Source organism: Borreliella yangtzensis, assembly GCF_014201775.1.
GTDB lineage: Bacteria > Spirochaetota > Spirochaetia > Borreliales > Borreliaceae > Borreliella > Borreliella yangtzensis.
Map to the genome: position 1 here is coordinate 43,825 of NZ_JACHFG010000003.1, position 9,288 is coordinate 53,112.

General features: G+C 26.1%; 9 protein-coding genes. 3 read left to right on the plus strand and 6 right to left on the minus strand.

From position 1 onward, the window contains the following. Positions 1-127: 127 nt before the first annotated feature. The 5 genes from HNP68_RS04535 to HNP68_RS04555 form a co-directional block, all read right to left on the minus strand. Entirely contained in the window at positions 128-1,429 is a 1,302-nt protein-coding gene (locus tag HNP68_RS04535) for a complement regulator-acquiring protein (protein ID WP_183220961.1), read from the minus strand. A gap of 434 nt (positions 1,430-1,863) precedes the next feature. After that, positions 1,864-2,196, minus strand: a complete 333-nt coding sequence (locus HNP68_RS04540) for a complement regulator-acquiring protein (RefSeq protein ID WP_183220963.1) — start codon at positions 2,194-2,196, stop codon at positions 1,864-1,866. A 102-nt stretch (positions 2,197-2,298) separates the two neighbouring features. Beyond that, complete coding sequence (locus tag HNP68_RS04545) at positions 2,299-3,066, minus strand: complement regulator-acquiring protein (RefSeq protein ID WP_183220964.1); 768 nt, start codon at positions 3,064-3,066, stop codon at positions 2,299-2,301. Positions 3,067-3,296: 230 nt separating this feature from the next. After that, positions 3,297-4,094 (minus strand): complement regulator-acquiring protein, encoded by a 798-nt coding sequence (locus tag HNP68_RS04550; protein ID WP_183220966.1) that lies wholly within the window; start codon positions 4,092-4,094, stop codon positions 3,297-3,299. Positions 4,095-4,242: 148 nt separating this feature from the next. Then, positions 4,243-5,121: a complement regulator-acquiring protein gene (locus tag HNP68_RS04555; protein WP_183220968.1), complete on the minus strand. Its 879-nt coding sequence runs from the start codon at positions 5,119-5,121 to the stop codon at positions 4,243-4,245. 515 nt (positions 5,122-5,636) lie between these two features. Between HNP68_RS04555 and HNP68_RS04560 the strand changes: the two genes are divergently transcribed. Next, complete coding sequence (locus tag HNP68_RS04560) at positions 5,637-6,455, plus strand: OMS28 family porin (protein WP_183220970.1); 819 nt, start codon at positions 5,637-5,639, stop codon at positions 6,453-6,455. A 206-nt stretch (positions 6,456-6,661) separates the two neighbouring features. After that, positions 6,662-7,465: an FAD-dependent thymidylate synthase gene (gene thyX / locus HNP68_RS04565; RefSeq protein ID WP_183220971.1), complete on the plus strand. Its 804-nt coding sequence runs from the start codon at positions 6,662-6,664 to the stop codon at positions 7,463-7,465. Between the two features lie 306 nt (positions 7,466-7,771). Here the strand turns inward: thyX and HNP68_RS04570 are convergent, their stop codons facing one another. Next, positions 7,772-8,641, minus strand: coding sequence for a virulence associated lipoprotein (locus HNP68_RS04570; protein ID WP_183220972.1), 870 nt, complete (start codon positions 8,639-8,641; stop codon positions 7,772-7,774). A gap of 318 nt (positions 8,642-8,959) precedes the next feature. Here HNP68_RS04570 and HNP68_RS04575 point away from each other — a divergent pair, with 318 nt between their 5' ends. Continuing rightward, positions 8,960-9,058 carry a helix-turn-helix domain-containing protein gene (locus tag HNP68_RS04575; protein WP_235684935.1) on the plus strand — a complete coding sequence of 33 codons (99 nt, stop codon included), beginning with the start codon at positions 8,960-8,962 and terminating at the stop codon, positions 9,056-9,058. Positions 9,059-9,288 lie beyond the last annotated feature (230 nt).

Genomic DNA, 9,288 nt, shown 5'->3' on the forward strand with positions numbered 1-9,288 from the left:
TAAAATTAATACTTAATTATTTAAATTTAGTTCAAATTTTAAATTGAACAATAAAAAAAGAAGAGATAGATTCTCTTCTTTTTTTTAAAATAGTTATAAAAAATTTTATTTTCGTTTTTTAAATAAACTATTTAAGTTCCGTTATGCTAAGGTATAGATCAAGAACAGTTTGGCGAGCATTTTGCATTTTATCTAAGTACCTGTTTTCAATGTATTGTGCCAAAGATTGAGGATTTTTTAGGCTCGCATTGGAGTTTACATTTGCAATAAGGGAGTCAACGTGTTTTGACCATTCTTTTCTTTCAGTTAATATTGAATTAAGCTTCAAGCTAAGTTCTTGCATCTGAATGTCAAAATTAAAGCTGTCAATTGTATTGTTTAATAGCTTTTGGCTAAAGATTTCAATTTTACTTTCTATTTCTTCTAGTGCAAGTTCGAAAGAAATTTGTATTCCAAGTCCTGATATTATTAATGATCTGATTAAGCTGTGATTTTGATCTTCACCGTAAAGGATTTCCATTATTGATCCAAATTGTTCGGCTTTGGATTGATCAAAATTCAAAATCGCATAGAATTTATATCTTTCATTTTCTGCTTCTGGTGTGTTAGAGTTAAGCTGTGGCGCGTAACTTCTATCGTAAACCGAAGTTTTTGAAATAACATCCAGTAGATCAAATGCAAAATCTTTCATTTTAAATTGATCGTAAGGTTCTCTAAATCCATTATTGTTGTTTGTTTTAGTTTTTTCTGCATTTACCTTTCTAATAAGGTCATTTTTTAATGTTTGTGAATGATTGCTAAAAGATCTTTGATTAAGGCCTAGTTGAACTTTGTCATAAGCTGTAGAAGAATTATTGTTTTTCTGTAAGCCAAAATTTGTATAGTTTATTGCTTGACGCAAATTGTAATCATCATTAAAGGCATATTCTTGTCTTGGTGGTAATTTTTGGATTCTTTTGCGTTGAGTTTTTGTATTTATTTTTATACTTTTTTGCACATTTTTAACTGATTGAGCAGGTGCTGCTAGTTGTGCTAGTTGTGCTATTTGTTTTGGCGGTGTGACTTGTATTTTCACCTGTGTATTTTTTAGATTTCCTTGTGGTGAATTTACTAGATTTAATAAGTGTCTCAGATTTGCTTGACTTGCTTGACTTGCTTGAGCTTGATTTGCTTGATTTTGCAAGATTTGCGGCTGTTTAGCTTTTGCTGCTTGTGGTTGTTTTTGTAACCCAGCTACTTTATTAGTGTTTGTGTGACTTTGTACAGCATTTGGGTTTGTGTTAATATTTGTTTTTGCTTTATCATTTGTTGTTCTATTGAGAAGTTCTTTTACTTTGGTTTTATAGTCTTCGGTTAGATTAGCATCAACTGTACAAGAAAATAAAAGCAAGACCATGAACTTTAAATATATTAATGACTTAATTTTCAAAATATTATTCCTCGGTTTCTTTTTAATGAATTTTAATAATCAAAATTAATTAAAATTTAAAATTAATTACTAATTAATAAAAACTTAGTTCAAATTAAAAAATAATCAACAGGTATAAATAAAAAAGAGCAGCGCCTTTTGTTCTTTTTTTATTGTGATATCTTTATAAGTTTTCTTGAAAGTCCTTTTCAATTTCTATTATTAAATCGTAAATTTCATTTGAGTCCGGCTTTAATATGTTGTCATATGTTGTTTCATTGCTAGAATTTTATTAATTTTATTTTTAATATCTTTTAATTTTTCTTTGCTATTAAAGTCGATAAGATCATCTTTTCTTTATATATGTCAAGAACAGCAATTTCTAGAGGATTTTAAACAAAAATTTATCCTCTGTCGATTATTGACTTAATCAAATTTGCAAGCTCAGTATTTAGCTATTTTTTTCTGATTTTCCCTTTTGCTTGACTCTTTGTACTAGCTTTAGGTGCTTTTAATTTTGGTTCTTTACTTTTTTTAGCTTTTTCTTTTTCAATTTTAAGCTTGAGCTCTTGATATCTTGGGTCTGAAAATCCCAGATTTTTAAATTCACGAGATCTATTTTCAAATTCACGAGATCTATTTTCATAATCTTGGATCATTTTTTCTATATCATTACTGCTGTTTAGGTAGGGATCGATATGATTATCTGGTGCGCATGAGGCGCAAATTAAAGTTAATATCGCTGTAATAATATTAAGCTTAATTATATTTAGTTTAATTTTTTTCAAAATGCTATCCTTTTAATTAAAGTCAATAATCAATATTAGTTAATATTAAATCATTTTTTCAAAATATAAAAATATTAAGCTCAACATACTATTTTTTGTTTTTTAGTCATCAATGGGATTTAAAGAACCAAAGTCTTTGTAATTTGCATCCATATGGTTTGCTAGTTCTTCCTCATTGGTTTTAATGTTTCCAACATCGTTATTGTAATCATCAATAGTTGCTTTTAAAGTTTTTGCAAATCTTTGTTTTAGCTTTAATCTGTCATTTAAATAAATTAGCAGCATTTCAGAATTTTCTTTATCTAGAATGTGTAATTGTTTATTTATTGTTTCTAAGCAATCGTCTATTTTAAATTGAATAGGCCATGATAAATGATAAATAAATGTTTCAACTATCTTTTTGTGTTGAGGATTTGTTTTAAGTTTTTCAAGAATTTCTTTTAATATCTCTATTTTTTGTGTTTCGTAATTTAAAGATGAGTAAATTATTTTTTTTATTTTTAGTTGAGTATCTTTTTCAATAATTTCATCAGGATCAGCTTTAAAAGTATCTAGAAAATCATATTTTTCTGCAGCAATTTTAGCTATTTGTACATTGTCTTGCTTGTCTTGATCTTTTAGTGTATTACCAATCGCCTCTAATTCTGAGATTATAGTTTTTCTAGATTTTTGATTTGAAGGCTCGAGTTCTTGGTTCGTTTTTTTTAAAGGCCCAAGATCTTGAGATTCTTGAGATGCATTTTCAAAATTATGGGTGTTTTCTTTTAGATTGGGATCGATTTTAGTAACGGGTGCGCATGATATTAAAATTAAAGTTAATATCGCTGTAATGATACTAAGCTTAATTATATTTAGTTTAGTGTTTGTCAAAATATTTTCCTTATAAATTAAAGTCAATACTTATTAACTTTAATACATAATAATATTGTAAATATAGTATTGTTATGTCAAATAACAAGTATTATTTAATATTATTTGACATTGTTGTGTTCAGCTAGGGTTTAGATTAAGTAAATAAAAAAAAAGAGAAGAATTAACTTCTCTTTTAAAAAATATCAAGTGCAACATATTATTTTTTGTTTTAATTAGTCATTGATGATTTATTTAAAATCATGTCTTGGGAATTGTTTATTCATGTAGTTTGCTAGTTTTTCTACATCAGTTTTAATTTTGTTAAAATCTCTGTTGTAATCGTTAATAGTCTTATTTAGAGCTTTTCCAACATTGTCTTTTTTCTTTAAGTCATTACTTGTAGATTCTAGTAGTTCTTCTTCTTTTTCGGATTTTGTTTGGTTTGGAAGGGGTAGTTCATCTTTTGTTATTGTTTCTAAATGATTGTCTAGTCTCATCTGAATACCCAGTGCTATTTGATAAAGTAAGTTTGTAATTATGTCTTTGTGTTGGGAGCTTGCATTAAGTTTTTCAAGAATTTCGTATAATTTTTTTACTCTTGTTGTGTTGTAATACAAAGATGAGTAAATCATTCTTTTCATTAATAGTCGGTCTGTATCGGAAGTAGCATAATTTGAATTAGTAGTAAAAGTTTTTATGAAATCAGATTGTGTGCTAATTTTAGCTATTTCTGCATCAACTTTAGCAACCTCTTCGGTTTCTTTCTTTTTTTGATTTTCCATATGCTTTTGCAGTGCTTTTAATTTTGAGGTTGTATTTCCTCGATGTTTTTCAATTTCAATTTTGAGGTCTTGATATTCTTGATATGAATTCACAGGTTCTGTAAATTCTTGAAATTTATCTTTAAAACGTTGTGCAATTTCTGGATTGGTGTTGTTTTTTAGGTCGGGATTGACTTGATTATCGGGTGTACAGGAGATGAAGATTAAGGGTAGTATTGATGTGATTATACTAAGTTTAATTATATTTAGTTTGGTGTTTATCAAAATACTCTCCTTATAAATTAAAATCAAAAGTTATTAACTTTAATACAATACAGTACAATTATCATATTATAATTGTTATTAAATAATAACACCATTTAATATCAAAAACAACTTTTTTGGAATTTTTTTATTACACATACACCACTAGCTAGTAGTGTATGTGGTCACAACAGGCTCTTAGTAGTGTTCTAATGTCTATTAATATAATTTGCATACTTTCATCTGAACTAAGCTTATCCTCGTATCCATTGCGTACGAATTCTGATAAAACTATGCTGTCAGCTCTAACATTTGGATACATGTTATATTCTCTAAGAAGGGTTTCTATGGTTGTTATCCAGGCATTTCTTTTTTGTATTAATTTTTCAAAATTTTTTTGAACATCTTTTACCGTTTTTGTTTTAAAATTGAACAATAAGCGTCTTTGTGCATCTTTATTTAAAAGATTAATAGCTTTTTCAAATGCTTCTTGGATTTTAACTCCTGTCCAAAGAAATAAGCCAATAAGACGGTAATGGTAGCCATTTGAACTTGATAATTTTGCAAGGATTTTGACTAATTTTTTTATTTTATCTTCATCATAATTTAGGGATGAATAAAATAATCTTCTAAACAGATTATTTGATAACATATAATCAATATTTAAGTCTTGTTTTTCTTGGAAGTTTTGTTTATTTATTCCGAATTGGTCAATAGGCTCTGTTTTTTGAATATCTTTATGTATTTTTTGAGAAAATATTGCTACAATAGGTCCTATTTGATTAATGTATTTTTCGTTTTCATTAAATCTTTGTATAATTTTTTTAATTACATTTTCTTTTTCATTTTTTGGGAATTGGTATTGTTCTAGATTTAAAATCTTTTCAAGATTTTTTTCATTAGCAATGCTATCTGTACTAGATTCAATGTAGTTTGATTGCAATTCTTCTATTGCTTCTGTGTCGTTTGATTCAGAATAAAAAGAACATGAGGCCAGTAAAGTTATTTTAAGTAGCTTTAATACTTTATAAATTATGTTTTTTTTCAAGACGTAATCCTTTAAAATCGTTAATCTCATTTGGCAAGTTCAATATTTCTAATATAAATATATTTCAATTCGTTTAATTTTCAATGCTTGTTTTATTTATTTAAAATAAAAGATAATAAATTAACCTTTTAAAATAATTTTTTTTAAAAAAAATTAAAATTTTTAGCTAGGGGTTTTAACTTGTTGGTAATGCAATCAACATTGATGTTAATGTTGTATTTTGAAGTTATATTAATTTTAAAAATTTTTGTTAGTAGCTTTATTTTTACTAATAGTTGCAGTATATTTTTCATGTGTTATTTTATAATAAAAATCTAACGATTATAAAATAACACCGTTCTCCCCATTTTAATGTAAAATTTAAGTTTTTTAATCTTTATTATAAGCCTTTATTTTAAAATTATTTTTTAATTAAAAAGATTAATTATTTGTTTATATACAAATATGTATTGATTCTAATTTAGTTATGTTTTAAAATATTTAAAATAAATTATTTTAAATAAGGAGAATTAACAATGAAAATATTTAGTAATTTAATAATTAATGGATTATTGTTTGGATTTGTAAATTTAAATGTGTTTGCAGATTCTAACAATGTAAATATTCTTCAGTCCCAATCCAACGTTTTAGATCAACCAAGTCAAGATGGTGATAAAAAATCAGATCAAGATGGTGGTGAAAAATCGAGTCAAGATGGTGATAAAAAATTAGATCAAAAAGATCAAGTTAATCAAGCTCTAGAGATTATTAATAAGGTGACAGAGGATGTTTCTAGTAAATTAGAAGAAGTTAGAGAGTCATCTCTTGAGCTGGTAGAATCAAATGATGCGGGTGTAGTGAAAAAGTTTGTAGGTTCAATGTCTTTAATCTCTGACGTTGCTAAGGGAGCTGTTGTTGCATCAGAAGAAGCAACAATTGTAGCTAAGTGTTCCGGTATAGTTGCTGAGGATGCAAACAGGGTTGTTGAAATGTCCAAAAAGGCCGTTCAAGAAACTCAAAAAGCTGTTTCTGTTGCAGGAGAAGCAATGTTTATAATAGAAAAGCAAATAATGTCAAATAAATCTCCAAGTAATAAGAAATTAGAATTGACAAAAGAAGAATCTGCCAAAGTAGAACAAGTTAAAGAAATTTTAATGGCTTCTGAAAAAGCTTTAGATAAAACAGTTCAAGAGGCTCAAAAAGTTCTAAACACCGTTAATGGGTTTAATCCGTCAAATAAAGATCAAGCAGTAGCAAAAAAAGATGTTGCAAAGGCTATTTCTAATGTTGTTAAGGTAGCTCAGGGTGCAAGAGATCTTACAAAAGTAATGACCATTTCTTTATATATGAGATAGTTAATTATTTATTTTATAAATAATTAAAGGTTAAAGGAAAAGGTTTGAGGCTAATTATATTAGTTTCTGCCTTTTTTTATTTTCTATTTTTGCAATAAAATTAAGCCCCTATTAAGGCTGTTTTTATGATATAATGTTCGCATTCTAAATATTTTCATTCTGAAAAAAGTTAATAAATTTATCTTTTAAGCAAGGAGTATCAATTTTTGAGTAAAGAGTACAAAGTTTTGGACAATGGGTTTTTAAAGCTTGTTGATTTTATGGGAGATGATAAAAGAATAGTTGAGGCCGCAAGAATTTCTTATCGAGGAGATAGCGTTAAAAGGAAAGATGAGGAACTTATTGATTATTTAATAAGAAATGGGCATACAAGTCCATTGGAGCAGGTGGTTTTCACATTCCATGTTAAAGCCCCAATATTTATTGCAAGGCAATGGATGAGGCATAGAACAGCAAGAATTAATGAAGTTTCTGGATGCTACAGCTTGGCAAGAGAGGAATTTTATGTTCCCTTGGAGGAAGATTTGGAGTATCAAATTTCTAGCAATGGTCAACCTAAAGGAGAATTGGATTCTTTGGAAAGCAGTTTTTCAGCTAAAGTAAAGAATCATCAAAAATATTCTTATAAACTTTATCAAGATATGGTTAATTCTAATATTCCAAAAGAACTTTCAAGGATAGTTTTGCCCTTAAGTTTATATACTGAATGGTATTGGCAAATTGATTTAAACAATCTTTTCCATTTTATTAAATTGAGATTAGCTTTAGACAATCCAAAAGAAATTAAAGAAAATTCACCAAAAGAAATGCGCGAATATGCTAAAGCATTAATAAGTATAGTAAAAGAAATTGTTCCTATCTCTTATAACAGTTTTGAAAATCATTGTTTGAAAGGAAAGAGATTTTCTCGTGAAGAGATAATAGCAATTATCAATGCTTTGGATTTAAGTAAGCTTAGTATGGACTCTAAAAAATTAGACTTATTAAAAGATAAACTGGGGATTGATTGACTTTATAGTGTTTAGTATCTTTTTATTTATTAAACAAACTTTAGAAATCATATTAATTTTATTAAGCATTTATCATTATGCTAATAAATTTTTAAAATATACCCCTTTTAAAGTATATTTTAAGAATAATATAAATCTATTTCTAATCACTATTATTAAATTAAAAATTATAGAAAAAGTAGTTTACTTATTTTAAATTAAAATTTATGTAAACCATAGTTCAAAAGTTTTTTGTAATCTTAGTCAAAAATAAAGCCTATCTTTAATAAAGATAGGCTTATGCATTGTTAATAATTTTAATATGACTTAGAAATTCTCTATTGAAAATATGTCATTTTTTAGCGTTATTGCTTCTTTATTTTGTTCTTCAATTTGATTAGAAATTGTAGCTACATAAGAGTTAAGCTTTGAGCTATCTGTTTGTATAGAATTATTATTATTTTCATAATCCAATAATAATTGGGTTAAAGTTTTTGAGATCATTGTTTTTATAGATAAGAGTTTTTCAATCGAATTTTTAAGATTCTCTAAATCTGAAATTTCTAGTTTTTCTATATTATCTTTTTTGTTGGGATTTAATAAAAAAACAAATGTGTCTTCAATAGTAGCTCCAAACGAGTTAAAGGAGTTAAGTAAACTTTGTGTTTGTTTTGATAATATTATAATTTCTGAAAATTTCTTAAATTCATTAGTATCAATATCATTTAAGACAGAATAAGTTCGTTGTCTATATATTTTAGCTCTCTCGATATTAGCATTTGCGTTTTCTTTTGTGTCTTTCCAAGACAGTTCTTTGAAAGCCAATATTCCATATTGGTCTGAAGGCTCTTCTTCTGATCTTTTTATATATTTTTTTCTATCTTTATTAACTTTTTCTATTAAATTTCTTAAATCATCAAGCAGTATGTTTTTTGTTCTTTGATTTTGGTCTACTTCTTTATTTTGGTCTACTTCTTTATTTTGGTCTACTTCTTTATTTTGGTCTACTTCTTTATTTTGGTCTACTTCTGTTTTAGGGTTTAGTCCTTTTTGGTCGGATTTTAAATTTTTTATATTAGATTTTAATCTCTTTTTACTATAGTAAGACCTCACATCTTTTTGATTGGTGTTAAAATCTGGATTGCAAGCAATTAAAAATAGAAAAGCAAGCATGCTTACAATTATATTGTATTTCATAATAAATATTCTCCTTACTTTAATCTAATAGTTAATATAATACAATATTAACTATAATTTAATATTAAATATAACTCAATATCAATATAATACAATATTAATATTGTATTATATTGTGTTCAATATAGATTATTGGAATAATCGTAATAATGTCTGTATTACCAGAGGTTTTAGCAAAAAAATAACAAAGAATATTCCACCCAAATTTAATAGAAATTATAGGTGGAGATAAATTTGTAACATAAGTTTAAATATAATTTAATAATTTAAAAAATAATGAGTGCTAATAAAGCTTATAAGTACATAATGTATCCCAGCATGAATCAAAAGAAATATTTGAAATTTTTTTTAAAAGTATTTGGATGCTTAAAATTTTTATATAACAAAATGTTAAATTATAATAAAAACTATTATTAAAAAATAAAAAAAGTCTTAGCTTTTTATAGTGTATAAATTGACTTAAACTCTGCGCATAGTAATCCTTTAGAGGAATTAAAAAAAATAAATAGAACACAAGGAACCTCTAAATATAAAAGTAAAAATACACAAACTTGAGGTAATCTTTAGAGTTATAACATTTATACTAATTAAAAATTAATAAATTAATTTTTAATTAGTATAAATGTTATAACTCTAAAGATTACCTC

Coding starts and splice junctions, on each gene's coding strand:
- HNP68_RS04560 (WP_183220970.1), top strand. CDS start 5,637: ATGAAAATATTTAGTAATTTAATAATTAATGGATTATTGTTTGGATTT.
- HNP68_RS04570 (WP_183220972.1), bottom strand. CDS start 8,641: ATGAAATACAATATAATTGTAAGCATGCTTGCTTTTCTATTTTTAATT.
- HNP68_RS04575 (WP_235684935.1), top strand. CDS start 8,960: ATGAATCAAAAGAAATATTTGAAATTTTTTTTAAAAGTATTTGGATGC.